This window comes from Paenibacillus sp. JT31N17 (genome assembly GCF_056269255.1).
Window position 1 is genome coordinate 69,219 of sequence record NZ_JBWDNP010000018.1, and the last position, 26,294, is coordinate 95,512.

Genomic DNA, 26,294 nt, shown 5'->3' on the forward strand with positions numbered 1-26,294 from the left:
CTCATACTTGTAAAGGCAAGAGAGACGTGTACAAGGAGGTTATCCAAAATGGACATGCACAATGAATTACCCTCAGACAGCAGTAAAATTGCATCAGAGAACGACACATATCCGCCCGCCATCGCCGCGGTTCCATCGGGTCAATCATATCCACCCACAGGCGATATGTCCGGCTCAATTCCGGCTTCAGCCGCTTCCGCTGGATTGACGATGGGATCGCAGATTTCGGGAAGCGCATCTAATGAGCGGGGTACGGGCGGCAAGACCGCTGTGCTGGGACCGCGGGCGCTGGGACGGGCGCTGCTTGAGCGGCAGCTTCTGCTGCGGCGCTCGAAGCTGTCTGTTCCGGATGCTCTGGAGCATCTGGTCGGCATGCAGGCCCAGGCGCCGAATCCGCCTTATATCGGGCTGTGGTCTCGGCTGCACGGCTTCCATCAGGACGACCTGGCAGCGATGATCAGGGATCGGAGCGCCGTGCGCATAGCCCTGATGCGCTCCACGATCCATCTGGTCACCGCCCGTGATTGCCTGGCATTGCGCCCTCTCCTGCAGCCTGTTCTGGAACGGGGACTGAAGGGCAACCACGGCAAGCATCTGACAGGACTGGATCCGCAAGAGCTCGCCTCTGCCGCCCGGGCTTTGGCCGATGAGCATCCGCTGACCTTCAGTGAGCTCGGTACAAAGCTCAGCGAGCGGTGGCCCGGGCGCGAGCCCGGCGCCCTTGCAGCGGCCGCACGCACCTGGGTGCCGCTCGTCCAGATTCCGCCCAGAGGAATCTGGGGCGAAAGCGGGCAGGCTGCCCATACCTCCGCCGAGTCCTGGCTCGGACAGGAGCTTGACCAAAAGACCTCGGTCGCCTATGTCCTTCTACGCTATCTGGCGGCGTTCGGACCCGCGTCTGTTCAGGATATGCAGGTGTGGTCGGGCCTTACCCGGCTGCGCGGGGTCATTGAAGCTATGCGGCCCGGCTTAAGAACATTCCGCGACGAGCATGGCCGGGAGCTGTTTGACCTGCCGGACGCCCCGCTGCCGAATCCGGATACGCCCGCTCCGCCGCGGTTCCTCGGCGAGTTCGACAACATGCTGCTATCCTATGCCGACCGCAGCAGGATCATCGCCGACCGGCACCGGCCCCTGGTCTTTACCATCAACGGAATCATTCGGGCTGTGGTACTGGTCGACGGGCTGGCCCGGGGAGTATGGAGAATAGAGCGCCGCCGGAACAGCGCCACTCTGGTTATCGAGCCCTTTGAGCCGCTGTCCGGAGAGGACCTTGCCGCTCTTGCCCAGGAAGGCCAGCGGCTGCTGGGCTTCGCTGCCGCTGATGCCGCCGAACATGATATCCAATTTCATTAGTGTGAGGGGCATCCGGATAAAAGACCAGCACCGTATCCTCCCATGACCTCTTCGTAAAGAAGAAACTTCCCGACCTGGCGGCAATAGCCATAACAGCTGGCAGCCAGAACGTCAACGCGAAGGATAAATGGGACCGGACTTCCTGCACGGCTAAGCCGCATTAGCTAGAGCCCGCCTCAACCTTTCATCAGTCGGCGGCAATCTGCCAGGTAATGCCGAACCGGTCCTCCACCCGCCCAAGCAAGGCACCCCACGGCATCCTTCCAAACGGAAAAATGACCTTCCCTTCCCGGGCAAGCTTATCGAATATACCGGCGCCCTCCTCCTCCGACCCGCATTCGAGCGTGAGGTCAATCCGGTTACCCGCTCTTGCCGGAGTCGTATCCGCCATATACAGCTTCAGATCCCCGGCTCTGAGCTCCAGATGGAGCACTTTCTCCTGCATCTCCTGCGGCATATCCGGCAGATCGGAATAATGCCTCAGATTTACAATCTCTCCGCGCAGAATCTCTGCATAATAATTCCCTTGCGCATGCGCATCCTCAGTAAAAATGTAAGGCACCAGCTTAGCCATTATAAACACTCCTCTGCCTCTATTTTGCTTGCTTCTATTATAGCAGGCGGCGTCTGTCAGCGGGGCAGGCGTTTGATTCCTGTGCGGCTTATACCTCTTCTCTATCGTTAATAACGTTTCTGCCTACCTGCCAACCGCCTAGCAGGATTACGCCGTCGACGAATGGCATGGCAGGCATATTGGGGCTGCTTCATTGGACTCAGACATCGTGCTTACATGAATGCAGGCGCAAACTGAATCGGTTCATGCAAACACCGACTCCAATCATGGGGTTGTATGTTTTTTTCGGAGAGTTGCCGTACTGGTAATGAAAAGGAAAGAGCGCCTCGCGAGGGGCGCTCTTGTTCCATCAGGCGTAGGGCTCCATTCCTTTATCGATCCAGTCATCGCGAGTCGGGCCCAGCACATCGGGAACGCGCAAACCGGCTTGACGCATCAGGACCGTCATTTGGCCGCGATGGTGAATCTCATGCCGCAGCGTATACCGTAAAGAAGCGCCGTTCTGCCAATCCTCGCCTCCAATGTTAACCACCTGACCAAGGGACTCGTCGGTCCATTGGCTTCTCACCGCGCGCAGCATGGCTTGTCCGATACGGCGGTATTCACCGGCAATCTCTGCCGCTGAGGCAGGCGCGCCATTATCCTCCAAAGGCTCGTCAAAGGATAATCCAAGATAGGTCATGTAGTAAATGGAGCCTACGAGATGCCAGGCAATCTGGCCTAAAGTACGCTGATTTGCCGAAACGGCTTGTGTCAGCGATTCATCGGTAAGCGAATCCAGAACCCGCATGGTGACAGCAGACTCCATTTCGAATTCCTGCACGAAATCATCGATTTTTGTAAACATATCCGATCCCTCCGGTTCCGATTTCCTTACACCGCTAACTATACAGAGCCTTCACTGACAGCTGCAGTCAGTCAAGCAATTGGGATGCCTTCCGGCGATGGGGCGCCGGTCAGGATTACAAGCCATTTTCTTTAATGAGCTCCACGAAGGCGGCAAAGGCTTTACTGGAATACCGGTCATTGCGGCGGACCAGACTCGTTTGGATATACCGGAAATCCTCCGGAATGGGGCTGCTGCGCAGAACCGCATACTCTCCCGCCAAGACGGCTTCCGGCAGCAGTGTGGAAGCAAGTCCGGACCGTACGCAGCTCAGCAGCGTTTCCAACGAACCGATCTCGATCATATTCACAAGCGGAATCCCTTCTCTGTACAGCCACTCTTCCAAAATCGCCCGAAAGGGGCAGCCCCTTGGAGAAACCGCCCATTTCATACCCGATAAATCGGGATCACCTTCCAGCGTATGCTTGGTAAGCAGCTTGATTTCATCCTGCATGCTGTAATCGAATATCAGCCTGGATGACTTTATTTCACCGGTAATGAACGCTCCATCCAGCTGGTGGTTCACCACTTTTGCAAGCAGCTCCGAAGGGTTCCCGGTCGATAATGACAGCGAGACATCGGGATAGCTGGTTTGAAAGTCAGACAGGGCATTCATGAAGTTGCCGCAGGTTACGGTCTCCACAACTCCAATAGCCAGCGGGCCGCTTGGATAAGATGTCTCCTGAACGACATTTACCGCTTCCTGGGACAGGCTCAGAATCCTGTGGGCATACTCCCGAAACAGGACTCCTTTCTCCGTAAGAACAACGCCCTTGGAATGCCGGTGAAACAGCGCAACCCCAAGCTCAGACTCCAATTTGCGAATCCGCGCCGTGACATTGGACTGCACGTACTGCAGCCGCTCAGCCGCGCGGGATATGCTGCCCTCCTCAGCGGTTATGTTAAAAACGTTAAGGTCAGTCAATTCCATGAGCAGATCCTCCGATTTGATATCAAAAATAATGATAGGAATATGAATATCAATCATTATACGATATGCAATTCCTTGTTTACAATGAAATCAGCCATACGGATAGGCCAATCGAAGAGCAAAGGGGAAAAAGAAATGAATACATTGACTGAATCACCAAAGCTGCTTATTCTTGTCGGCAGCCCGCGGCGCGACGGGAATTCAGCGGCACTTGCCGCCGCCGTTCAACGCGGTGCGGAGGAAGCGGGTACGCAGGTTCAGCTCCGCTTCGTTGACGACTATATCTCCAGCTTTCTCCGCGACTGCCGGACCTGCCGTCTTCCAAGCGGCGAATGCTCCATTAACGACAGCTTCCGTTCTCTGTTCATCGACGAATTCCTTCCCGCGCAAGGCGTGATTTTCTGCTCGCCCATCTATTGGTACGGCTTGTCCGGCCAGATGAAATCCTTTTTCGACCGTACATTCTGCTACTATGCAGCCTCGCACCCGGAATCCGTCCAGGTCGCCGGGGGAATGACCCGCAAGCGGATCGGTCTCGTTCTTGCCTCCGAGGAAACGTATCCGGGTGCGTCGCTCGGCATCATTCATCAGCTTCAGGAGTTTTCCCGTTATACCCGCTCCGAATTTGCAGGTGTTGTCCGCGGCATTGGCAACAGCCGCGGCGAGGTAACGCGCGACCCGAGCTCCCCCATGTCTGCCGCCGAGCAGCTTGGGCGTGAGATCCTGGAGCGCAAATATTCCGATTTCCGCCATGATACCCCAAGAAGCGGAGAGGTTTGGCCATCCCGCTGACCTTCATAAAGGTTCATCGTCAGGTTATGCTCGGGCGGCGCCTCGCAAGCTCCTGCCTTCCTGAAAGCCGAAGATAACGGGGAACGCTTCATTGAGCCTCCCCGCCCCCGTCCGGCCGCTGCAGCGGAACGGCCATCGTAATGACGGTTCCCCAGCGTCGTTTGCTGCGAATCGTCAGACCCTCTGCGGATTGGTACGTCAGCTTGATCCGTTTGTCGGTGTTGACCAGTCCGATATGATGGTATACCTCTTCCTCCGATTCGAGACGGCTTCGCACCTCCTGCAAAAGCGCAGCATCCATTCCTGTCCCGTCATCGATCACGGTAATGCGGATATGGCTGGGCAGGCGCGCCAGCTTGATTTTAATCCGCAGCTTGACCTCCTGCTCCCGGAGCCCATGGCTCATGCAGTTCTCGATGAGGGGCTGCAGCAGCAGTCTGGCTATGCCGGCATCCTGGAGCTCCTCGATATCATACTGCCAGATGGCTTCAAACCGGTCCTTGTACCTGATCTGCTGGATTCGGATATAGGTTTTGGCGGACTCGATTTCCTGCGCCAGCGGCACGATCTCATTGGGCGTGTCCAGCGAATATTTGAGCAGCGACGACAGATTCTCCAGCATCCGGTTGGCCTCATTCGGCTTGCCCGTCAGGCCCAGCACCTTCCAATAGATCGTTTCCAGCGTGTTGAACAGGAAATGGGGATTGATCTGGGCCTGCAGCGCCAGCAGCTCGGCCGTCCGGAGCTTATATTTTTTTTCCGAGAGCTGCGCACTCAGGTAATGACGCTCGATAAAATTTTTGATAATCCTCTGCGCGATATAGCCGTATTCGTCCGTCTTGCGGGCGGAATCGGCTTCGGGCAGCGGCGCGCCAGCCTCCGCATGCTGGATAAGCTCGATAATGCGGCGGATATGTCTGACGCTGCGCTGCGTCAGCAGCCAGGTCAGGGCAAGTCCCAATACAAAGGACAGCAGGACGAAAAACACAGTGAGCGCGCTAAGCTGGAACGGAATCCGGTTGAGCGACGGCCTCGGCGTCACCGAGATGTAGGTCCAGCCGGACTTTGCCTTAAACTGGGAGACCAGATATGTCGTCCCTCCCGTTTTCCAATTGGCGGAGTGGTCCGAATAGGGAATCCGGCCGATATCCGGAATCGGGGAACCGGTCTGGGTATGCGTCTGAAAGACAGGGCTGCCGCTTTCGTCCATAACAAAAATTTGCTGATCAGGATAGGTCGTCATGTCGGCAAGCAGCTTTTCGATATAACCGGTATCCATGTTGAGCACGATAACGCCGCTCGGACGATCCTGCACATTCGACACCAGATTCTGATACAAGGTCGTGACGGCGACCGGCGCTTCGAACGAATAACGCCTGATCCTCCTGGATTCCGTCCATATGGCCGTCCGATCCGGATGCGCGGCAAAGCTGTCCATCCATGAGGGATCATTGAATCCCTGCAGCCGGACCAGCCCCTCGCCGCTTGCCAGGAACTGGCGATAGGGATTGTTGACATAGACATAGATCGACTCCATATACGGCTTCGCGTTGGAGGGGCCGTTGATGTAGTTGAGCATCGTCTTCATCAGCCGCAGATTTTCCAGCGTCAGGGTCTGGGTGCGCATGATCTCTCCCAGTCTGAAGACGACCTCCGAGTTGCCCAGACTGACGTTCAGCGAATTCATTTCGTCCACGATAAGCTCCATATTGCGGTCGATCTGATTGAACAAGACCAGATTGTTTTTATTGATTTCGCCCTGAATATACTGCTTGGTGACGACAATCGACAATGTGCCCAGAATGATGACCGGGATCAGGAGGGGAAACAGAAACAGCAGCAGATTTTTAATAAAAAACCGGGTCCTCATTCGGGGCTTCTTTCTTGTTCCCGGCCATTACGGTAATCCCGGGGGCTCATGCCGAAAAATTTTCTGAAGGTGCGGGTGAAATTTTTGGGATAGCTGTAGCCGACCATTTCGCTGATTTCAAACGTTTTGTAGCGGATGTCCCGCAGCAGCTCGGCCGCTTTGTTCATCCGGACTTCCACGATATAATCCGAGAAATTCCGGCCCGTCCTCGTTTTGAAAAACTTGCTGACATAGTCCGGATTCATTCTCACGAGCCGCGCCGCCTCATCCAGGGACGCTTCGGCATAATGCTGCTCCACATACCGCTTTATCGTTTCGATCACTTTCTCGTGAAAGGAAGCGCCGTTGTCTGAATCAGACAATCCGCCGTCATGCGGCTGTGCCGCCGCTGCTTCATCCAGCTCTGACCGGATTTTCGAAAACTCGCCGTACAGCTCCTCGAAGCCGGTAGGCTTGACAATATAACTCCTCACATCATAAGCCAGGGCCTTCCTGGCATATTCGAATTCCTTGTGGGCGCTGAGCAGCACGATGCGGATGCGGCGGCCGCTCTCATGAAGTGTTCTGGCAAGCTCAAGTCCGTCCATCACCGGCATGGCAATGTCGCACAGCAGAACATCCACGGGATGCCCCAAAATATAATCGAGCGCCTCGCGTCCATTCCCGAACGTCCCCGCTATCGTAAACCCGAGTTGATTCCAGTGAAAATATTGCGCCAATCCGCTGCGGATTTCGACCTCATCGTCCACCAATACAAGTTTGTACATTATCGCTCATCTCCTGCAGAATTCAAGCCTCTTTAAATAAGAGTAATCCTATCGGATATATTAAAAAGGATAGCGGACTTTTCGGATCTTGTACAGAAAAATTGCATCCGGCGGCGTTTGCCTCCGCTTATCGCCTGCGGGAACGGGAAAAACTCTCCGCAGCCGGTGCGATCCCGGTTCAGGATACCTTTCAACCGCAAATAGCCCGCGAGTGATACCAAATACCAAGAAGCACCTCTTTTTATTTCCGAGTATTCCGCTTATATTTGAATACAGGCATGAACAGACAAAGGGGAGGAAACCTGCAATGAGAAATCCGATTAAACTGATAAGTCTTATAAGCTTCATATTATTGTTGACAACCGCGCTTTCGGGCTGCGGCACGGGAGCAAACGAAAACGGGACAAGCGCTGCCGGCAATCCGGCCCAGACGGGCAATACAACACAGGCGGATGACGCGGGACAGTCTAACGAAAAGGTGACGCTGAGATTTGCCTGGTGGGGCTCGGAGGACCGGCATAAAGCGCTGCTGGCAGCCATCGACGCGTATACGAAGAAGAATCCGAACATTACGATTGAGCCGGAATACAGCGGGTTTGACGGTTATTACCAGAAGCTTGTGACTCAGCTCTCGGGCGGTACCGCGCCTGATCTGACGCCGCTGTCGGTTGACTGGATCGATGATATCGCCGTTAAGGGCAATCTGGTGCTTGATCTTTATTCGCAGAAGCAAAACATTAATCTGGATGCGTTTGATCCCGATTTTCTGAATAAGTATACGGTGTTTGATCAGAAGCTCGTAGGTCTGCCGATGGGCGTCAACGGCATGGTAATCGCCTACAACAAGGATTTCTTCAAAAAATTCGGCATCCCCGAGGACACGAACTGGGATTGGGCGAAAATTGACGAAATCGGCAGGAAGGTTCACCAGCAGGATCCGGACGCTTATCTGCTGGCGTCGTTGGATGTCCGCGGATTTCTGCAGCCTTACGTCCGGCAGCAAACAAACAAGCAGTGGATTCAGGACGACAAGACGCTCGGCTTCGATCAGGCTGTACTGACCGACGCGCTGACGTATTACAAGAAGCTGCTGGACGACGGCGTGCTTGAGCCTCTGGCAGAGAGCAGTCTGTACCCGGATATCACGCAGAATACCGCATGGCAAAAAGGTAATATTGGCCTCAGCTTCGGCCTCGCCTCCACGCTGGTCGCCTTGAAATCGGTCATTCCGGATATCGACGTCACGACATACCCGATTCCCGCGAATGCGAAGACTTCGGCTGTGCTCGTCAATCCAAGCAATCCGCTGGCCATCAATAAGGCCTCCAAGCATCCGGAGGAAGCCGCCAAATTCGCGAGCTGGCTGCTGACCGATCCCGAAGCCGCGCTTATTCTGGGCGATGTCTACAGCGTACCGCCGGTGGAGAGAAATTCGGAGCTGCTGGTCCAGAACAATAAAATTGACCCGACGGTCGCCAAAGCAGTCAAGCTGGCGCTGGCCAAGCCAGGCGATCCCGTGAACGGCATCAGCGGCAATCAGGAGCTGTCGGATCTGGCGACGGACTATCTGCAGCAGGTCGGGTTCGGCGGGATAACGCCGGAGCAGGCGGCCCGGGAGCTGATGGACAGAATGACGGAAAAACTGAAGGATATTAAATAGAGACGATGAAGAAATATATCGGACTGGTCTATATAAGTCCCTGGCTGATCGGCTTCCTCGTATTGACGCTTTATCCGTTTGGCGCGTCGCTGTTTTATTCATTCACAGATTACAGCATGATCCGTCCCCCTGAGTGGGTGGGCTTGCAAAACTACATCGGGATCTTCACCAAAGATCCCGATTTCTTCAAATCATTGAAGGCCACGGCCATATATGTGGCGATGGCCGTTCCGGCGAAGCTGATATTCGCCCTGCTGGTGGCGCTTGTGCTGAATTTGCCGGTACGGGGAATCGCCTGGTTCCGGACAATCTATTATCTGCCATCCATTCTGGGCGGCAGCATCGCCGTGTCCGTATTATGGAAGTTTCTGTTCATGCGCGACGGACTGGTCAATCATGCGCTTGCGGCAGCTTCCATTCCCCCTGTCAATTGGCTTGGCGATCCGAAGCTTGCCTTATTTACGATCGCGCTGCTGCCGGTCTGGGAATTCGGCTCGTCCATGATTATTTTTCTGGCCGGCCTGAAGCAGGTTCCGAAGGAGCTATACGAGGCAGCAAGAGTAGACGGCTCATCGAGGGTTGGCATGTTTTTTCATATCACGCTGCCTTTGCTTACGCCCGTTATTTTGTTCAACCTCGTGATGCAGACGATCGGCGCCTTTCAGCAGTTTACCGCCGCATTCGTCATAACGGGCGGGGGACCCGTGAAATCGACATACCTGTACGGACTGATGCTGTATGATAACGCCTTTCACTATTTCAAAATGGGGTACGCTTCCGCTTTGTCGTGGATTTTGTTCCTTATTATTCTGACAGTTACCTACGTCCTGATGAAGCTTTCGGGCCGCTGGACGTATTATGAGGACGGGGGTGGGCGGTTGTGACGCTGCGGCGAAATACGACAGTCGTTCTGCTGCTGTCAGTGTTTGGCATTTTGTTTGTCTATCCCTTAATCTGGCTTGTTTCGGCATCGTTCAAGCCGAACGCCGAAGTATTTTCATCGATCGGCCTTGTGCCGTCATCTTTTGTATGGGATTCTTACAGCAAGGGCTGGATGGGCATCGGCGCGAATAATTTTGGCGTTTTTTTTCGCAATACGCTGATGCTGGTCGTTCCGGTAGTGGTGCTGACCGTGCTGTCCAGCATACTTGTGGCGTACGGATTTGCCCGTTTCCGCTTTCCGCTGAAGCGGCTCCTGTTCGCCCTGATGATCTCGACGCTGATGCTGCCTGATGCGGTCGTCCTCGTCCCGCGGTATATTTTGTTCCGCCGCTTCGGCTGGCTCAACACGTATCTGCCGTTCTACGTTCCCGCTCTCTTGGCCGTACATGCCTTTTTTATCTTTCTGCTGATCCAGTTCCTGCGCGGCATTCCCCGGGATCTGGACGAGGCCGCGGTAATGGACGGGTGCGGCTCGCTGGGCATTCTGACCAAGGTGCTGGTGCCCCTGACCGTGCCGGCTCTGATTACCGCTGCGCTCTTCCAGTTTATATGGACATGGAACGAGTTTTTCAACGCCCTGATCTATATCAACAGCGTGTCGAAGTTCCCCGTTTCCCTCGGGCTGCGCATGACGCTTGACAATGAAGGGGCGGTTCATTGGAACCAGGTGATGGCTATGTCCGTCGTGGCCATTCTGCCCTGCGTGCTCGTTTTTTTTCTGGCGCAAAAGTATTTTATCGAAGGAATTTCCACAACGGGATTGAAGGGTTGAACATGACGATCTTAAGTATCGCTTTCGAAGTGAGTGGTCGCTTGGGCATCCAGCAGGGCAGGAATGCTTAAGGTTAATCATGCAATAACTTTTAGGAGGAATCGTAGTGGCGGAAATTAAAAAGGACGCTGCTGCCCGCAGATCCGGAAAAGAAGCGGCAGAGCAGCCGAATGTGATTGTGTTTTTTACCGACCAGCAGCGCTGGGACACGACAGGCGTGCACGGCAATCCGCTGGGGCTGACGCCGAATTTCGACCAGATGGCCCGTTCCGGAACACATCTGGAGCATGCTTTCACATGCCAGCCGGTATGCGCGCCGGCCCGTTCCAGCCTGCAGACCGGGCTGTACGCCACCGAGACCGGCTGCTACCGCAATGGGATACCGCTGCGTCAGGACCTGCCGACGCTCGCCCATTATTTCAACGAAGCCGGGTACGACACCGGCTATATCGGCAAGTGGCATCTAGCCGTCACCCGCGACAAGCCGGTGCCGGAGCATCTGCGCGGCGGCTACAACTACTGGCTGGCCGCGGACGCGCTGGAGCATACGTCGGACGCGTACGAGACCCTGCTTTATGACAACGACGGGCAGCCAGTTAGCCTGCCGGGATACCGCGTCGACGCGTTAACGGATGCGGCGGTGCGCTTTATCGACAAGCGCAAGGATAAACCGTTTTTTCTGTTCCTCTCCTATCTGGAGCCCCACCATCAGAACCGCCGGGACGATTATCCCGCTCCGGATGTGTACCGCGATGCCTATACCGGCAGATGGATTCCGCCTGACCTGGCCGCGCTCGGAGGAACGGCGCATCAGCAGCTTGGCGGCTATTACGGCATGGTGAAGCGCCTGGATGAGGCCTTGGGCCGGATCCGGGACGCGCTTCGAAGCCTGCATTTGACGGAGAACACCATCATTCTGTTTACTTCCGACCACGGCTCGCATTTCAAAACGCGCAACTCCGAATATAAGCGCTCCTGCCACGAAAGCTCTATCCGCGTTCCCGCCGCGCTCTACGGCGACCGGTTTACCGGAGGCGGCCAGATCAGGGAGTTGGTCAGTCTGGTCGATTTTACCCCGACGCTGCTTGCGGCTGCCGGTATTCCGGTTCCCGGGCATATGCAGGGCGGATCGATCATGCCGCTGCTGAATGGCGGGCGCAGCGATTGGCCCGGCGAAGTATTCGTGCAGATCAGCGAATCCCAGACGGGCCGGGCAGTTCGGACGCAGCGCTGGAAGTACGGCGTAACAGCCTCGGATACCGCCGCGCCACCTGCGGCATCCGCCGACCGGTATATCGAGCAATTTCTATATGATCTATATGCCGATCCCTATGAGCTTACGAATCTGGCCGGCTTCGATTCGCACCGCGCGGTGTCGGACCATCTCCGTGAAACACTGATCAGACGGATGCTGCAAGCAGGAGAAGCGGCGCCGGTCATTGAAGACGCTCCCGCCATAACCTCCGGCCAGCGGAAATTGGATGAGGCGGAGATTTATTTATGATGGCCAGCTAGTCGTTGACTAGCTGTAATTACAGCCCAGTCCATGACGCAGAGTGGTTAAGCCACTCTGGTCTCGCTATTCTATTGGCCCAACAATTTGGAGGCCAGAGAATTTAGGATCACGGCCCGTGTATGTAGCGGAAGCCAGCACTGTTCTCCCCTCCTATACATTTCCCCGGCGTGAAAAAAAAACATTGATTACCAGGCTTCCTGTGCATGTTGACAGGAGGCCCTTTTCTTCTGGCCGCCAGAACTACCCGGTCCAGATCCTCGACAATTTCTTTGGTAAAGGTCCCTTTGTCCTGATTAAGGGACAGGCGCCGCAAAGCCTCTGGTAACGCTAGTTACAAAATAAGGGCCGGGTTCCCCCTCCAGCGTGAGCGGTGGCCGGCTTTTGTTTTTTTATCCTAAGAAGAAACGGCCGTGCCTTCCTTTGGCGGCGCAGTTAGTTTCTTCCCTCAGAAATATAAGAAGAAACGGCTTCGCCGTCCTCTGCATCGCTGTTTTCGCCTTTTGCTGCCCATTTTTCACAAGGGAGCTTGACAGCCGCAAAACGGCTTGTTATTATGTCCGTAATAGATATATCCATTATGGATATAAAAGTGGAAGGGTGGTATTTACTTGTCCCGAAGCAACTCTCTGGATAATGAGCAATTAACGGATGCCGCCTATTATATTCTGCTGTCCGTGCTCGCTCCCAGACATGGATATGGCATTATGAGCTACATCGAGCAATTGACGGATAAAGAAGTCATTATCGGGCCTGCTACGGCCTATACCTTGATCAAGAAGCTGCTGGGAAGCCAATATATCGTGCTGTCAGAGGAAGAGGATAACGATAGGCGCAAAACTTACATGATTACAGAGAAGGGCAGACGAATTGTCGCAGAGGAGATTGAGCGCCGCTCCCGCATGGCGCAGCATGGATTGGAAGCTTTACATTCTTCGAAGGAGGAATCAGGTTATGAGTAAACGATACAAATACATGGCTTCCGGGGGACTTGCCTTTACCGAGGAACGAGACATGGATAAACTGAGCCGCATGGCGGCCAAGGGATGGATTCTCGAATCTTTTGCTTTCCTTGGATACCGCCTGCGGCGAACCGAGCCGCAGCAGTTAACCTACTGCGTGGATTACAACCAGGTGAATGAACGCGATATGACTGATTACGTGGAACTATTCGAAGCTGGTGGCTGGCACAAGGTCTGCTCAAGCGAGCGAATCCACATCTTTTCCGCCAGGAAGGGAACGGCGCCGATTTACACGGATAACGACACCCATTACGAGAAGTACAACAGCTCTGTCAAGATGATGAGGCCCTTGCTGCTGGCGCCTGTCCTGACGCTCGTCCTGCTGGCGCTGCTTCTGTTTGTTCCATCCATTGACGAGGCTGCGCTGGCTCTGGCAAACACGCTGAGAGTCCTGATTGCACTCGGAGCTGTCATCAGCATCCCGGTGCTGATGACATATACATCCCTTATGATCCGATTAAGAAGTGTCAACCGAACCTAATTGAGCCACAATCAGCCAGTTGACAGACATCCCTCCGCTTGGCGTTGATGCTCCCGTCCTCATCGCGGTGGGCAGAGAAAATGATCCCGGGTGACGAATGTCTGCGATCGATATACAAGATTTTTCCATTCCTATTGGTTGAAAAAATCATCTTCATCAAACAGTAATACTTGATAACATTTAGTATTACTCAGGATTACAAAAAAGCAGTATCTTCTTACAAGCCCAGTAAAACCGCGGCTTTCAGGCTGCTTCCACATCAGCTGCCCGCTAATTAAAGGTATCTTTCGCCTAATAATTGAACCAGGCTCATAAGCTGCACTGCCCGCCAAACAATCCGATCGGTGAATTAAGAGGCAGTATCCTTCCTGGCCTTTGGCCACAACGTGTAGCTGAAGCTGATCACAAAATCTACAGCGAGCACGAGCGACCATATCCGAATTATCTGCATAAGTCCCGCTGTCCGGTCTCCTGCGTTGACCATCACAATCATTCCATATAGGATCGCGCAGCCGATTCCCCAGGCAAGCGCATGCTGAAACCAGCCTTTCCGCTCATTCCTGGCATGCTCCTTTCCATGCTTGACTCTCTTGACTGGAGCTGGCCCATTGGCAAAACGATGGGCAAAGCGGATATCCGCCCACTTGATCATCCCGTGGCCATAGATCAGGGAGACACCGATGTAGATGGCAGCCAGACCGTGAGCAGTGCTGGCTTCTGCTCCTCCCTGCAAATCGGCGACGGCAGCAATAAGAAGTATGAGATCAATGACAGGGGTACAATACAGCAGTATGGCGCCTGTTCTCTTCGCTTTCAGGATGTATCGGCATACCAGTCCCGCCAGCACAAATATCCAGAATGCAATTTCGCAGCCAATGATAACGACAGTAATCATCTTGATTCTCCTTTTTTATACATATATAGACTTCGCCTGTTTCTTCTTAATACAACTGTATGATATAAATTATAGCGCGTTTGTTTTATAATACAACCGTGTTATAATAAATTATGCCTAAAATTGTGAATCACCAGCAGCGAAAAGAACAAATTGCCGAAGCCGCTTGGCGGGTCATACGCCGGGATGGCCTGGATGGTGCAACCGTCCGCCGGATTGCGGAGGAAACGGGTATTTCCTTTGGATCCCTGCGGCATTATTTTGTTACCCAGGATGAGCTTCTGGCTTTTGCCATGAGGCTTGTTTCACAGCGTGCAAACCATCGTATTCAAAATCTGCCGTTCAGCGGGAATCCGCGGCTTGATATGGAAATGATTATTGCCGAGCTGGTTCCTCTTGATGAAGAACGGCGCTGTGAATCCGAGGTTTGGCTGGTTTTTGCGGGGAAAGCGATCTCTGATCCTGCAATCCGGGCATTGAGTCATGAGGTTCATGACGAGCTTCGTGCCGCTTTTCGCCAAATGATCGATTCTCTGATTGCCGGCAAGCTGGTCAGGGAAAGCATCGATGCTGAGTACGAGGCGGGCAGGCTCCATGCGCTTGTGGACGGTTTGGTCCTGCATCATACCGTCTACCCGGAGCAGCTCAGCCAAGTACAGATGATGTCTATTATCTCCGGCCATCTGGACCGCCTCTTCCAGCCGGTTTAAAAACTACAATTTGACTTTAATTGAATGATCATTTAACATGCGAGTTATAAGATGAATCCTATAAAGAAAGCAGGAGAACATGATGCCTCTGCGTTCTGATACCTCCAACATTCGAGTCATTATTACAGGCGCCACCGGAATGGTTGGAGAAGGTGTACTGCATGTGAGTCTAGCGCATCCGGATGTGGAACGCGTTCTGGTCATCAACCGCAAGCCCTGCGGCGTGTCCCATCCCAAGCTTGTTGAAATTCTGCATCAGGATTTCTTTGACTTGTCCCCTATAGAGCCGCAATTAACCGGGTACAATGCCTGTTTCTTCTGCCTGGGCGTATCCTCGGCGGGTATGAAGGAGGCTAAATACAGCCGCTTGACCTATGATCTTACTCTTCATGCGGCCAGTGTGCTTGCCCGCCTAAATCCGGATATGGTGTTCAGCTACGTCTCGGGAAGCGGCACAGACAGCAGCGAAAGAGGCAGAAGCATGTGGGCCAGGGTAAAGGGAAAAACGGAGAACCGTCTGCTGCAGCTCCCTTTCAAAAAAGCGTATATGTTCCGCCCCGGTTATATCCATCCCATCAAGGGAATGAAAAACACGCATGGCTATTACTCCGTCCTGTCCTTGTTTTATCCCTTCCTGAAGCGGTTTTTGCCCAAATACGCGGTTTCCTTGAATGAACTGGGAATGGCCATGATCCATACCGTAAATAAGGGCTATGATGCGTCCATTCTGGAATGTGAGGATATTCATCGTCTGGCGAAACCATGAGTGCCGGCAAGTTCCTTGCATAGCGGCAAAAAGAGACTCTTCCATCCGGTTGAAGAGTCTCTTTTTGTTGTTTATACTGAAACCTGTTAGCTTGCATTCCTCTTCATGGGGAAAATAGGACCGGACAGGGGAGCTTGCAGTGACCGAGGATGAATGGGATTGGACCCGCGGCATGGTGCTGCTCGACCGCACGAATGAAAAGAATGACCAGGATATAAGCTATCCCTTCGCTCTGGACGAGCTGATCGGGAGGCAGACCGGAGATGGCGGCCCGCCGGTATGCCATCTCTGGCGGCATCCCCGGGCCTTCGTGATCGGCTCCCGGGACAGCCGTTTGCCTGGCGCTGCCGACGCTGTGCGCTGGCTTGCGGGCGAGGGCTATTCGACGCTTGTCCGCCATTCAGGCGGAGCCGCCGTTCCGCTGGACATGGGCGTCGTGAATCTGTCGTTGATCCTGCCTGGCGAGGGCATTAAAGGACAGGGGATTTACCGCGATTTTGACCGGATGTACGCCTTGATCCGGAGGGCCGTGGCTTCTCTGGGCGCTGAAGCGAATAAAGGCGAGGTAGCAGGCGCCTATTGCCCGGGCGATTATGACATGCATATCGAGGGATTAAAATTCTGCGGAATTGCCCAGCGCAGGCAGCTTCGCGCCACCATCATTCAGGCCTTCATTATAGTGGAAGGCTCGGGACGAACACGCGCAGAGCTGGTTCAGGCCTTCTATGCGGGGGCAGCCGCAGGGGCGGCCCCCTCTGCCTATCCGCACGTCGAGGATGACCGGATGACCAGCCTGGAGGAAAGATCCGTCGTCGGAGCCGGCGGATCAGCCGAATTCGCGCATGCCATTCAGGCAGCGGTTCATGCGAACCGGAACCCGCAGGAGACAGCCGCTTCAGCGGGACTCTTCCGCATGCCGGAGGCAGACGCGTTGGAGGCGATGTGCGCGCAGCTTAAGAAGCGTTATGTGCTGCCTTGAAGCAGAGCATGGAACAAGGCCGGGAATCTCTCACTGGATGAGTGATCCCGGCCTTTGTTTAACTTGCGACGAAGGGGAAGAATGCCGAGATCTACTAAATCGAAGCAATAAGAACGGCTTTCTATGATAAACTGGTAGAAGCAATCATCTAACGATCAGCAAGGAGACCTGGGAATTATGAAGCTGGTGTCATGGAATGTGAATGGCCTGAGAGCGTGCGTGAACAAAGGATTCAATGAGTATTTCAAGGAAACGGCAGCCGATATATTTTGCATTCAGGAAACGAAGCTCCAGGAAGGGCAAATCAGCCTGGATCATGGGGAAGATTATACACAGTATTGGAACTATGCCGTCAAGAAAGGATATTCCGGAACAGCCGTATTCACGCGGATCAAGCCGCTGTCGGTCCGTTACGGCATGGAGGAGGATGAAGAGCCCGAAGGACGCATCATTACCCTGGAATTCGATGACTTCTACCTCGTGAATGTCTATACCCCCAATGCCAAGCGCGATCTGACCCGGCTGCCGTACAGGCTGGAATGGGAAGACCGCTTCCGGACCTATCTTCTGGAGCTGGATGCCAAGAAGCCCGTTATTGTCTGCGGCGATCTGAATGTGGCCCATCAGGAGATCGATCTGAAGAATGCCAAAGCCAATCACGGCAATTCGGGCTTTACCGCGGAAGAGCGAGACAAGATGACCCGGCTGCTGGAAGCCGGATTTATCGATACCTTCCGGCATCTCTACCCGGAGCGGACAGATGTTTACAGCTGGTGGTCCTATATGCCGAAGGTGAGAGAGCGCAATGTCGGATGGCGGATCGATTATTTCCTGATATCCGCCAGACTGGGCAGCCAGCTGCTTGATGCGCAGATCGACTGTGATATTACAGGAAGCGACCATTGCCCGGTTGTTCTGAATCTGGCGGACCCGCAAGCCTGAAGCTTTCAAAGAGCCCTATCCGAGGCAGGCTGCCTTGGTATGGGGCTCTTTGAGCTTAGCGGGGAGTCGCCTTCTCATTTTGATCGGGGACGGGGACGAGGGCGAGTCTTACTTTTGACTCTCCTTGGCTTGTTCAATAAGCATATCGGCAATCAGATCAATTTGTCCGACAATGGCGATCGGGTCATAACGGTAGAAGGTATCATAATCATTATAAAAAATCCGGTTGTTCTTCGCGGCATCCAGCCCCGACCAGACGCCAGAGGCCTTCAGCTTCTTGAGCTGATCCCCTTTCTTCTCGGGATCGTAGGTCGTCAGGAACATATAGTCGGCCGCATATTCCGGCAGCACCTCCATGGACAGCTGCAGCGTTTGCTCGCCTGAGCTTTCCTGGTGCGGCATTTTGAATTTCAGCGCATCGTATACCGCTTGTCCGCCCCGGCCGGCATTGTCGCCGAATATCCATAATTCCCCTTTGTCGGTCAGCTCGTACAAGCCCACGGTTGCATTCTCATCCACAACCCCCTTCAGCTTCGCACGGCCTTCCTCGGCCTTCTTCTCGTAATTTGCAAGGAATTGCTCCGCTTTCTCCGGTTCGCCTACGATGTCTCCGAACAGTCTCACCGTCTCCCGAATGTTGGTTGCGGTGCCAAAGGGGATATGCAGCGTCGGCGCGATTTTGGATAACGCTTCGTAGCTGTCGTCGTACATGACGACAATGAGATCGGGCGCCAGCTCCAATGCCTTCTCCGAGTTGATAGGCGCGCCTACATCCTTGGCATCCTTCAGCAGATCCTTCAGGAATGGATTGTCGAAGGTCGTCGGCTCAATGCCGATCACATTTGCCCCTACAGAGAGCAGTTCCCCGCCATAATAATCCGTTACGATGCGGAGCGGCTTCACCGGTATCTCCACTGGCCCTTTATCAGTCTCGAAGGTACGGAATTCAGCAACCGCAGGCTCCTCTTCCTTATCGGTTTCCGCTGCTTCCTCTTCGGTCTTGTTTGCTTCTGTCTGTGTGTTCGGCTCAGCGCCGCCGTTTGTCTCGCTGTTCGTTGATCCGCAAGCAGTAATGAGCACGGACAGCATCATAATGATTGCCGAAGTAATAAAAAACGACTTTCTCTTTAACATGGTAAACCTCCCGGAGTAAGCATCAGTTAATCATTCACCACTAAATGATAATGGGAATCATTATCATTTAGCATAATATCAGACCCTATTTCTCCTGTCAATACAAACCTTTCCTTATGAGAGCATGATTAACTGTCGCAGCGGACGCAGAACATTTCTTCGCATGAGCAGCCAGATTTTTTCGCGTAAGAAGAAACGGCTTTACGTCCTATGGGCGGCAAAGTTAGTTTCTTCCCTCAAACCTTATAGACATTTACAGGCGTGAAACTTATAAATGCTTTAAGACGGCTGTCGCCGTCCCTATGGCGGCAAAGGTCAACACAAACAGGCCGGGAACCCGTGACGGCGTTTCCCGGCCTGTTTGATGCGTACGCGGTGTTATTTTGCCTTGCTGTTGCTCATCGCCGGCACGATCCTTACATCCTCGTATTCCCCGTTCACAAAACGGTGATATTCCGGGGAGTCCACCGGGATGAGCGCCATTTTCCCCTCGGCGTTGAAATGGATGCCCCACCCGTATTTCTTCGGCAGCATGGATGCCCGCAGGCAGGGCATCGGCTTCTGATAAAATTCATCTTTCATCTGCGTTCCCCGCGCCTCCAGCTCCTCAACCGGAATTTCCTTGTGCCTGATGTGCACTTCAAATAATAGTTCCTCTTGCGTGTATCCATAGGGATGATCCGCAACCAGCTCGAACTCAATGCCGGGCTTTGTTTTTCCGCTCTTCTTGTCAGGCGGTGTCATGCCCTTCTCCGCAGGACAATCACGGGCTACCGTGATGAACGTATTATAGTAATTCCATTCCATCTTGGTCCCTCCATTCGTTACGCTTGTATCAACATTATACCCCGGCTATGCTGACAATAACGGCCAGTGAAGTCATTGAATTTATCCCTTGCTGCTCTCGACTTCATTTACGTTAATATCCGCAGCAATCTGTCTACCTCCGGCATCCGGTAATCCTCTGTCTGCTTCGCATCCAGCACCATAAGACCGGAAAGCACAGACAAATAATCTGCAATCAGATCCTCCGGCCGGCCAGGCGCGATCTCTCCGGCTTCCTGGCCTTCCTTCAATAGGGGAAGCAGGATTTCCACATAGGCATTCATCGGATATTCTTTAAGCAGCTGCCGGGATTCCTCCGGAACGCCATCCGACGTGCGCGCCTGATGAACCAGCATAAAAAAAGGGGCGCCTTCCGCCTCTATCATGGATTCGGTCAAGCTTCTCAGCTTGTCGAGCGGGGACCCCGGCAGCTGGTAAACACTCTTCAAGGCGGATATCGACTCCGTCACCGCACGTTGAACCAGCGTCGTAAAGAGCTCGTCCTTTGACTTGAAGTAATGGTAGAGAAGGCCGTGGCTAATGCCCGCTTCCGCAGCGATCATGCTCATTTTGGTGCCGATGATCCCCCTGCGGGCGAATACTTTCAGTGCTGCGGCCATAATTTGTTCTGTGCGTTCATCGCGGATGTGTATCAATTGTTCTTCGTTTAACGGTGCCATTGTTCTCATTCCCTCTTGTACATATTCTAATTTCATCATAGCAGTTCCGAGTCTCAAGTTACACAGTGGAAAAAAAGCAAAAGAAAATAGATTGATTTGGTCAGTCAATGCTAATTTAAGCTGTTTCTGATGGGCTGTCAATGATTCGTTCCACCGTCAGACGTTTTTGAACCGAAGCTCCCGGAAGAACACTAGGAAGTAGTCCAAACCAGTATTTCCCCTAAATTTTTAGTAAATATGACAGCGGAAAAACCCATAAAATCCTTAGTGTAAATTTATCCAATTCATGTTAATGTAATCTAAGAAATCCATTTTCATACTCAGTGGGCATTGTATACACCACCATGAGGAAATAATCATCATCGATACAGCGGCTCTCCGTTTTTCTGGAGAACCGCTTATTTTTTTGGTGAAATGAAATCCCGGCATTTTCAAGCAAACAAGGAGGGAAATGATGAAGAAGCAGTTAGCCATCTTATTAATCGCTACTCTCGTTGTTATGCTGTTCCAGCAGGCCATTCCCCCGGCTGCGGTACATGCGGCGGGTGCGGAAGCCCCCATTTATCCTGCGAAGGATAAATTCGACGACACGAGCCTCGTTCTCGATGGAGAAGCGAACAAAAATTACATCGGCTACGATGCCGCTTACGGCACTCATTCCACATATCTGCAATTCCCGCTAGCGGCTATACAAGCTGGCAGAGCTCTGGAATCAGTCAAGCTGATCATCCCTATCCTTCCTGGCTATGTTTCACGCGCGCAATCCACAATAGAACCTTACGTGAAGCTTTATGGCACCTCATTGGATAATTGGACGGAGGAGGGAACGACTTTTAACGATATACCCGCCTATAATCCGGCCACTGATTTTCTGGGAACAAAATCATTTGTTTTTGCGACTTATGCTTCCGATAACATCAAGCTGGCGTTTGATGTAACAGATTTTATCGAAGCTCAGCTTGGAGTCCCGGATAATATAGCGTCCTTTGCTCTAACCGGAGCGACGGAAGCTGATATCAACAATGTTACTGATCCCGGCGGGGTTAAACAAAACATCATTATGCTGGATGATCAGGAAAGCGGGAGTATCGGCCGTCCTTATCTCGAATATGTGTATATGCCGAATGAACCGCCGACTGGCACTATCGCCATCAATAACGGAGCTACATTCACCAACAGCACCGCTGTGGCATTAAACTTAACGGCGTCGGACCCCAACAATGACAGTATCGAGATGCAATTCTCGAATGATAATTTGAGCTGGAGCACCAAAGAAGCCTTCAGCACAACGAAGGCCTGGGCGCTGTCTGCAGGCGACGGTTCCAAAACAGTCTACATGCGATTAACCGACGCGGCAGGCAATGTCACGAACAAAAGCAGCACGATTACGTTGGACGCGGCAGCTCCAATTGTAAGCGGTGTCACTAATCTGTTGAAAACGAATCAGACCGTGACAATCTCCATCACTGAGTCCAATCTGCAATCCGCCGCCTTGAATGGCTCTGCCTTCACCAGCGGAAATCAGGTCAGCGCAGAGGGCAACTACACACTTGTTGCAACAGATCTGGCAGCTAACACAACAACCGTGAGCTTCAGCATCGATAAAACAGCCCCAACAATAGCAGGGGTTTTATCCGGTTCAATTTATAATACGGATCAATCCCCCACCTTCAGTGACTCCAATCCGGATGCCATTCCAACCGCCACTCTGGATGGTAATCCGCATACAAGCGGAAGCAGCATTTCAGCAGAAGGACCCCATGCTTTAATTGTTAGCGACGGTTACGGCAATTCGCAGACGGCGGTGTTCACGATAGACAAGACCGGCCCGGCGGGATCTGTTTCCATCGAAGCGGGCAGGAATTCGACGAATAAGACGAATGTCGCTTTGACAGTCGATTACTCTGATACCTCCGCCGTTCAAATGCGGTTCGCCAATGTTGAGAGTGACTTGAGCTCGGCCAGCTGGGTCAGTGCGGCGGCAAGCTACAGCTGGACATTAACAGCCGGAGACGGAGAGAAATCCGTGTATATGCAGCTGCAGGACGCAGCCGGGAATACGGTTCAGTACAGTGACGGGATTACGGTGGATACGGTCCTTCCGGTTGTCACTGGCGTAAGTGAAGGCGACAAATTGAAAGACAATGTGACGGTGACTTTTAATGAAGGAAATGGAGAATTGGACGGTGTTGCATTTGAGAGCGGCTCCGCAGTCACCAACGTGGGCGATCATACGCTCATTGTGACAGATGAAGCCGGCAATGAGGCTACCGTGCATTTTAGTCTGGATAAGACGAAGCCCACAGTAAGTGGAATAACGAATGGGGGATTTTACAAAACCGCTGTCGCTCCGGCTTTCGAGGATAATCATACAGGAGTGTCGGCGAAATTGAATGGGTCAGCCTTCACAAGCGGAACGGGCGTTACTGCGGAAGGAACCTATACACTCGTCGTTACCGACGCTTATGGCAACAGTATTTCGGTGTCGTTCACGATCGACAAAACGGCGCCGGCAGGCAGCCTTGTGATAAACAACGATGATGCAAGGACTACTGATGCCCAGGTGCAGCTTGCTGTAGCAAGCACAGATGCCAGTCCGCTCGAGATGCGCTTGTCGAACGATGGCACAACATGGGACGATGACGATTGGATCGAAGCGGCTGGAACGGCTGATTGGACGCTTGCGGGCGGCTTCGGCGACAAAAGCGTATACGTGCAGCTGCGGGACAAAGCCGGAAATGCGGCTGCCTTCTCGGACAATATCACCTATCGCTCCATCCCTGTCGTAAATGAAAGCAGTGTTGACGGGGCGGAAGATGTTTCATATATCTTCAGCGCTGCCGACCTCTCCATCACCAATGCAGACGGTCAAGCGCTGGACGAAATCACTGTCGTTTCGGTTCCCGCAAACGGCAAGCTGCAGGTTAAAGGGACCGATGTCCTGGCGAGCGACAGAATCGCCATAACGGACATTTCTGACCTGCAGTTTGTACCTGCGGCAAACTGGTTTGGAGAGACCTCTTTTGAATGGACGGCAGCCGCAGCATCGGTCATGTCTTCAACTCCAGGCACTGCCAGGATAACGATAGCTTCCGTGAATGATGCGCCGGCTGCAGACAGCCTGCAATTCAAGACGTCCTCGAGCCAGAGGATTGAAGACCGGCTTACTGCCGGGGATGTTGAACAAGATGCATTAACTTATCAGGTCGTCGACAAGCCTGCCAAAGGTGTGCTGACCTTGGATTCCACTGCCGGCTCGTTCAGCTACGTACCGGAGTACGGATACTACGGAAACGTGACTTTCACTTACAGAGCCAGTGACGGGCAAGCGGATTCGAACCTGGCAACGGTCACGATTGTGAATGATCCGCCGCCTGTCAGCGGAGGTGGAGACGACGACGATCAAGATAACGATGATCAAGGAAGCGGCGGTCAAGATGAAAGCCCGCCGCCGGCGAAGCCTCCTGTCAAGATCGAAGGACTTGATGATACCGATGCGAAGACAGAAGTGATCACGAAGGATGACCACGAAATCCTCACCATTTCCCTCATGGGCAGTCAAGTAAAGGAGCTCATTGATCAAGTTAAAGATGGAGAGCTTACGATCGATGCTGGCGCTTATGGTGGCCATGTTGAGCTGGGACTGGATAAGGACCTGCTGAACCAACTGGATCATGGGACCAAATCGCTCAATCTCATCGTGAATGGAACGGGCTACGGACTTTCCTCCTCCGCTATCCGTGACATTCTGGGCGGCTGGGGGGATGCTGACACGCAGCTGAAAATTGAAATTAAACCGGCTGATCAAACCACCACCGGCCATTTGGCGGACCTGGCCAAGGTAAAGGGCTATGAATTATTAGTTACTCCAATGAGCTATCAGCTGTACTACCAGACTGGCGATTCAAGGGTTAATCTATCTTCGGTCAAAGGGTACATTACCATTACTTATGGCGAGGAAGAGCTCAAGGGTAAAACACCCAAGACCGCCGTGCTTTTGCTGCCCGACGGGAAGCTCGCTCATGTCCCAACCAAAATCAGCAGCAAGAACGGCCAGTTTGCCATCAAGGTCCACAGCTTTGCGAACGGGGTATTCGCGCTCATCGATTTCGAGAAAACATTCAGCGATGTGGGCGGCTGGGCAAAACCGTATATCGACGACCTGGCATCGCGCTTGATCGTCCAGGGCACGGGTGAGGATGCTTTTGAGCCCAACCGCGGCGTAACCCGCGCAGAGTTCGCCGCCATCATTACCGGAGCGCTCGGCTTGTACAATGAAACGGAAACGGGAGACAATACCTTCTCGGACGTGAGCAAGGATGATTGGTTCGCATCTTCATTGAAACTGGCTTCCGAATATGATCTTATAAGCGGCTATGCCGACGGTTCCTTCCGACCTGGAGGAAATATTTCGCGGGAGGAAGCCATGGTCATTCTGGCCCGCGCGCTCCATGTGATGGACTTGAATCCCGACTTTTCCGAGGCAGACCAGAATGCGGCGCTGTCGTCATTCAAGGATAGCTACAAGCTGAAGAACTGGTCCAGGTCCGCAGCGGGACTTACAATCAAGCTGGGTATCGTGAACGGCAGCGATAACCGGCTCAATCCCGCTGAGCCAATGACCCGGGCACAGCTTGCTGCTGTGATCGTCAAGTTGCTTCAAACAGGCCAATTCATCTAGAGGGGGAAGCTATGCGAATTGAGTTGAAGGATACTCAGGATGACGAACCGTTATTCTATGAGCTGTATGCTTCCACCCGTGCAGCGGAAGTCGCTGCTTGGGACTGGAATGCGGAGCAGCAGCAGGCCTTTCTTGCTATGCAGTATCAGTTCCAGCAGCAATCCTACCGCATGCAGTATCCTGATAATCGGATCCGCCTCATCCAGTCTCATGGACGGTGTGCAGGAAAGCTACAGACGGCAGCAGATGGGCATGAGCTTGTTTTGGTGGATATCATTATTGCTCCGTCATTCCGGAATGCCGGACTCGGCACCAAAATCATAAAACAGCTTCAGCAAGAAGCCCATGCAGCGGGCTTGTCCTTGCGCTTAACGGTCAAGCACGATAATCCGGCCAAACGCTTATATACCCGACTGGGTTTCACTGTCGTGATGGAAGAACAGCTTCACTGCCGGATGGTATGGACGAACAATACGAAGCAGCCAGCATTTCCATAAACGTTGTTCTGATTACGAAGTTCTCGGTATGGGCATATTGCCTGCCGATTTCTTAATAGATGCAGAATTTGAGAAGGAGAAGATGACATGAATCCATATGTTGGAGAGATACGAATGTTCGCCGGCACTTTTGCTCCGCAGGATTGGGTGCTATGTGATGGCCGTTTGCTGCCCATTTCAGAGTATGAAGCATTATTCAACCTGCTCGGAACGACTTATGGCGGTGACGGGGTAACCAATTTCGCAGTGCCGAGTCTAACGGGTCGTATTCCGGTTGGCCAAGGGACAAATCCTCAAACGGGAACGACTTTTATCGTAGGTGAGCAAGCAGGAACGGAGACGGTTACGCTCACGCAAAATGAGCTTCCCGTTCATACCCATGTTCCTAGTGCCTCATCCCGGCCAGGTACCCAGCTATCGCCATCAGGAGCCGTTTGGGCCGCCCAGACCAATCAAAACATTTATTCGTCCGAACCTCCGACCAAGCTGATGAATGCGCAATCCGTACTGGCTGCGGGCGGAAGTCAGCCTCATGATAATGTCATGCCGTTTCTGGCGATCAATTTTATTATGTCGACAGCCGGTATTTATCCGCAGCAAGCATAAAAGGAGGAAAATC

The 26,294-nt window shown here is 53.2% G+C and carries 24 protein-coding genes; 15 read left to right on the top strand and 9 right to left on the bottom strand.

Annotation, left to right across the window (positions count from 1 at the left end):
* Positions 1–48 precede the first annotated feature (48 nt).
* Positions 49–1,356, top strand: a complete 1,308-nt coding sequence (locus AC0YOB_RS33050; protein WP_475796403.1) for a winged helix DNA-binding domain-containing protein — start codon at positions 49–51, stop codon at positions 1,354–1,356.
* A gap of 187 nt (positions 1,357–1,543) precedes the next feature.
* Here AC0YOB_RS33050 and AC0YOB_RS33055 read toward each other — a convergent pair whose 3' ends face one another.
* From AC0YOB_RS33055 to AC0YOB_RS33065, 3 genes are all read right to left on the bottom strand, one after another.
* Positions 1,544–1,930, bottom strand: coding sequence for a VOC family protein (locus AC0YOB_RS33055; protein WP_475796404.1), 387 nt, complete (start codon positions 1,928–1,930; stop codon positions 1,544–1,546).
* A 349-nt stretch (positions 1,931–2,279) separates the two neighbouring features.
* Positions 2,280–2,777: a DinB family protein gene (locus AC0YOB_RS33060; protein ID WP_475796405.1), complete on the bottom strand. Its 498-nt coding sequence runs from the start codon at positions 2,775–2,777 to the stop codon at positions 2,280–2,282.
* A gap of 115 nt (positions 2,778–2,892) precedes the next feature.
* Positions 2,893–3,747: a LysR family transcriptional regulator gene (locus AC0YOB_RS33065; RefSeq protein WP_475796406.1), complete on the bottom strand. Its 855-nt coding sequence runs from the start codon at positions 3,745–3,747 to the stop codon at positions 2,893–2,895.
* Positions 3,748–3,882: 135 nt separating this feature from the next.
* On the opposite strand from AC0YOB_RS33065, the gene AC0YOB_RS33070 reads away from it, so the two are divergent.
* Positions 3,883–4,539 (top strand): flavodoxin family protein, encoded by a 657-nt coding sequence (locus AC0YOB_RS33070; protein WP_475796407.1) that lies wholly within the window; start codon positions 3,883–3,885, stop codon positions 4,537–4,539.
* A gap of 88 nt (positions 4,540–4,627) precedes the next feature.
* Here the strand turns inward: AC0YOB_RS33070 and AC0YOB_RS33075 are convergent, their stop codons facing one another.
* Together AC0YOB_RS33075 and AC0YOB_RS33080 are read right to left on the bottom strand one after the other, a co-directional pair.
* A complete protein-coding gene (locus AC0YOB_RS33075; RefSeq protein ID WP_475796408.1) occupies positions 4,628–6,409 on the bottom strand; it encodes a cache domain-containing sensor histidine kinase in 1,782 nt (593 codons plus the stop codon).
* Entirely contained in the window at positions 6,406–7,176 is a 771-nt protein-coding gene (locus AC0YOB_RS33080; protein ID WP_475796409.1) for a response regulator transcription factor, read from the bottom strand. The genes AC0YOB_RS33075 and AC0YOB_RS33080 overlap by 4 nt, the downstream gene beginning before the upstream one ends.
* A 307-nt stretch (positions 7,177–7,483) precedes the next feature.
* Here AC0YOB_RS33080 and AC0YOB_RS33085 point away from each other — a divergent pair, with 307 nt between their 5' ends.
* From AC0YOB_RS33085 to AC0YOB_RS33110, 6 genes are all read left to right on the top strand, one after another.
* Positions 7,484–8,836, top strand: coding sequence for an ABC transporter substrate-binding protein (locus tag AC0YOB_RS33085; protein ID WP_475796410.1), 1,353 nt, complete (start codon positions 7,484–7,486; stop codon positions 8,834–8,836).
* A 5-nt stretch (positions 8,837–8,841) separates the two neighbouring features.
* Complete coding sequence (locus AC0YOB_RS33090; RefSeq protein ID WP_475772059.1) at positions 8,842–9,720, top strand: carbohydrate ABC transporter permease; 879 nt, start codon at positions 8,842–8,844, stop codon at positions 9,718–9,720.
* On the top strand, positions 9,717–10,550 hold the full coding sequence (locus tag AC0YOB_RS33095) for a carbohydrate ABC transporter permease (RefSeq protein WP_475796411.1): 834 nt from the start codon (positions 9,717–9,719) through the stop codon (positions 10,548–10,550). Before AC0YOB_RS33090 ends, AC0YOB_RS33095 begins: the two co-directional genes overlap by 4 nt.
* Positions 10,551–10,656: 106 nt before the next feature.
* Positions 10,657–12,054 (top strand): sulfatase family protein, encoded by a 1,398-nt coding sequence (locus tag AC0YOB_RS33100; RefSeq protein WP_475796412.1) that lies wholly within the window; start codon positions 10,657–10,659, stop codon positions 12,052–12,054.
* A 620-nt stretch (positions 12,055–12,674) separates the two neighbouring features.
* Positions 12,675–13,025, top strand: a complete 351-nt coding sequence (locus AC0YOB_RS33105; RefSeq protein ID WP_475796413.1) for a PadR family transcriptional regulator — start codon at positions 12,675–12,677, stop codon at positions 13,023–13,025.
* Entirely contained in the window at positions 13,018–13,566 is a 549-nt protein-coding gene (locus tag AC0YOB_RS33110) for a DUF2812 domain-containing protein (protein ID WP_475796414.1), read from the top strand. Before AC0YOB_RS33105 ends, AC0YOB_RS33110 begins: the two co-directional genes overlap by 8 nt.
* 349 nt (positions 13,567–13,915) lie before the next feature.
* Here AC0YOB_RS33110 and AC0YOB_RS33115 read toward each other — a convergent pair whose 3' ends face one another.
* On the bottom strand, positions 13,916–14,461 hold the full coding sequence (locus AC0YOB_RS33115; protein WP_475796415.1) for a hypothetical protein: 546 nt from the start codon (positions 14,459–14,461) through the stop codon (positions 13,916–13,918).
* Positions 14,462–14,574: 113 nt separating this feature from the next.
* On the opposite strand from AC0YOB_RS33115, the gene AC0YOB_RS33120 reads away from it, so the two are divergent.
* The 4 genes from AC0YOB_RS33120 (at position 14,575) to AC0YOB_RS33135 (ending at position 17,858) form a co-directional block, all read left to right on the top strand.
* Positions 14,575–15,171 (top strand): TetR/AcrR family transcriptional regulator, encoded by a 597-nt coding sequence (locus AC0YOB_RS33120; protein ID WP_475796416.1) that lies wholly within the window; start codon positions 14,575–14,577, stop codon positions 15,169–15,171.
* A gap of 82 nt (positions 15,172–15,253) precedes the next feature.
* Entirely contained in the window at positions 15,254–15,937 is a 684-nt protein-coding gene (locus tag AC0YOB_RS33125; protein ID WP_475796417.1) for a Rossmann-fold NAD(P)-binding domain-containing protein, read from the top strand.
* A 139-nt stretch (positions 15,938–16,076) separates the two neighbouring features.
* Positions 16,077–16,916, top strand: a complete 840-nt coding sequence (locus AC0YOB_RS33130) for a lipoate--protein ligase family protein (RefSeq protein WP_475796418.1) — start codon at positions 16,077–16,079, stop codon at positions 16,914–16,916.
* Between the two features lie 177 nt (positions 16,917–17,093).
* Positions 17,094–17,858 (top strand): exodeoxyribonuclease III, encoded by a 765-nt coding sequence (locus AC0YOB_RS33135; protein ID WP_475796419.1) that lies wholly within the window; start codon positions 17,094–17,096, stop codon positions 17,856–17,858.
* Between the two features lie 108 nt (positions 17,859–17,966).
* On the opposite strand, the gene AC0YOB_RS33140 is transcribed toward AC0YOB_RS33135, so the two are convergent.
* The 3 genes from AC0YOB_RS33140 to AC0YOB_RS33150 all read right to left on the bottom strand — a co-directional run bounded on the left by AC0YOB_RS33140 (position 17,967) and on the right by AC0YOB_RS33150 (position 20,497).
* Positions 17,967–18,992: an ABC transporter substrate-binding protein gene (locus AC0YOB_RS33140; protein ID WP_475796420.1), complete on the bottom strand. Its 1,026-nt coding sequence runs from the start codon at positions 18,990–18,992 to the stop codon at positions 17,967–17,969.
* Between the two features lie 378 nt (positions 18,993–19,370).
* Entirely contained in the window at positions 19,371–19,799 is a 429-nt protein-coding gene (locus AC0YOB_RS33145; protein WP_475796421.1) for a DUF6157 family protein, read from the bottom strand.
* Between the two features lie 107 nt (positions 19,800–19,906).
* On the bottom strand, positions 19,907–20,497 hold the full coding sequence (locus AC0YOB_RS33150; RefSeq protein WP_475796422.1) for a TetR/AcrR family transcriptional regulator: 591 nt from the start codon (positions 20,495–20,497) through the stop codon (positions 19,907–19,909).
* A gap of 454 nt (positions 20,498–20,951) precedes the next feature.
* On the opposite strand from AC0YOB_RS33150, the gene AC0YOB_RS33155 reads away from it, so the two are divergent.
* The 3 genes from AC0YOB_RS33155 (at position 20,952) to AC0YOB_RS33165 (ending at position 26,281) form a co-directional block, all read left to right on the top strand.
* Positions 20,952–25,178 (top strand): S-layer homology domain-containing protein, encoded by a 4,227-nt coding sequence (locus AC0YOB_RS33155; RefSeq protein WP_475796423.1) that lies wholly within the window; start codon positions 20,952–20,954, stop codon positions 25,176–25,178.
* 11 nt (positions 25,179–25,189) lie between these two features.
* A complete protein-coding gene (locus AC0YOB_RS33160; RefSeq protein ID WP_475796424.1) occupies positions 25,190–25,675 on the top strand; it encodes a GNAT family N-acetyltransferase in 486 nt (161 codons plus the stop codon).
* 87 nt (positions 25,676–25,762) lie between these two features.
* Positions 25,763–26,281, top strand: a complete 519-nt coding sequence (locus tag AC0YOB_RS33165; RefSeq protein ID WP_475796425.1) for a phage tail protein — start codon at positions 25,763–25,765, stop codon at positions 26,279–26,281.
* Positions 26,282–26,294 lie beyond the last annotated feature (13 nt).

Excerpts from the sequence above, each read along its gene's own strand:
- AC0YOB_RS33050 (WP_475796403.1), top strand. The coding sequence starts at position 49 with ATGGACATGCACAATGAATTACCCTCAGACAGCAGTAAAATTGCATCA.
- AC0YOB_RS33135 (WP_475796419.1), top strand. The coding sequence starts at position 17,094 with ATGAAGCTGGTGTCATGGAATGTGAATGGCCTGAGAGCGTGCGTGAAC.
- AC0YOB_RS33145 (WP_475796421.1), bottom strand. The coding sequence starts at position 19,799 with ATGGAATGGAATTACTATAATACGTTCATCACGGTAGCCCGTGATTGT.
- AC0YOB_RS33160 (WP_475796424.1), top strand. The coding sequence starts at position 25,190 with ATGCGAATTGAGTTGAAGGATACTCAGGATGACGAACCGTTATTCTAT.
- AC0YOB_RS33085 (WP_475796410.1), top strand. The coding sequence starts at position 7,484 with ATGAGAAATCCGATTAAACTGATAAGTCTTATAAGCTTCATATTATTG.
- AC0YOB_RS33165 (WP_475796425.1), top strand. The coding sequence starts at position 25,763 with ATGAATCCATATGTTGGAGAGATACGAATGTTCGCCGGCACTTTTGCT.
- AC0YOB_RS33070 (WP_475796407.1), top strand. The coding sequence starts at position 3,883 with ATGAATACATTGACTGAATCACCAAAGCTGCTTATTCTTGTCGGCAGC.
- AC0YOB_RS33055 (WP_475796404.1), bottom strand. The coding sequence starts at position 1,930 with ATGGCTAAGCTGGTGCCTTACATTTTTACTGAGGATGCGCATGCGCAA.
- AC0YOB_RS33150 (WP_475796422.1), bottom strand. The coding sequence starts at position 20,497 with ATGGCACCGTTAAACGAAGAACAATTGATACACATCCGCGATGAACGC.
- AC0YOB_RS33120 (WP_475796416.1), top strand. The coding sequence starts at position 14,575 with ATGCCTAAAATTGTGAATCACCAGCAGCGAAAAGAACAAATTGCCGAA.
- AC0YOB_RS33155 (WP_475796423.1), top strand. The coding sequence starts at position 20,952 with ATGAAGAAGCAGTTAGCCATCTTATTAATCGCTACTCTCGTTGTTATG.
- AC0YOB_RS33110 (WP_475796414.1), top strand. The coding sequence starts at position 13,018 with ATGAGTAAACGATACAAATACATGGCTTCCGGGGGACTTGCCTTTACC.
- AC0YOB_RS33065 (WP_475796406.1), bottom strand. The coding sequence starts at position 3,747 with ATGGAATTGACTGACCTTAACGTTTTTAACATAACCGCTGAGGAGGGC.
- AC0YOB_RS33090 (WP_475772059.1), top strand. The coding sequence starts at position 8,842 with ATGAAGAAATATATCGGACTGGTCTATATAAGTCCCTGGCTGATCGGC.
- AC0YOB_RS33125 (WP_475796417.1), top strand. The coding sequence starts at position 15,254 with ATGCCTCTGCGTTCTGATACCTCCAACATTCGAGTCATTATTACAGGC.
- AC0YOB_RS33140 (WP_475796420.1), bottom strand. The coding sequence starts at position 18,992 with ATGTTAAAGAGAAAGTCGTTTTTTATTACTTCGGCAATCATTATGATG.
- AC0YOB_RS33080 (WP_475796409.1), bottom strand. The coding sequence starts at position 7,176 with ATGTACAAACTTGTATTGGTGGACGATGAGGTCGAAATCCGCAGCGGA.
- AC0YOB_RS33060 (WP_475796405.1), bottom strand. The coding sequence starts at position 2,777 with ATGTTTACAAAAATCGATGATTTCGTGCAGGAATTCGAAATGGAGTCT.
- AC0YOB_RS33115 (WP_475796415.1), bottom strand. The coding sequence starts at position 14,461 with ATGATTACTGTCGTTATCATTGGCTGCGAAATTGCATTCTGGATATTT.
- AC0YOB_RS33075 (WP_475796408.1), bottom strand. The coding sequence starts at position 6,409 with ATGAGGACCCGGTTTTTTATTAAAAATCTGCTGCTGTTTCTGTTTCCC.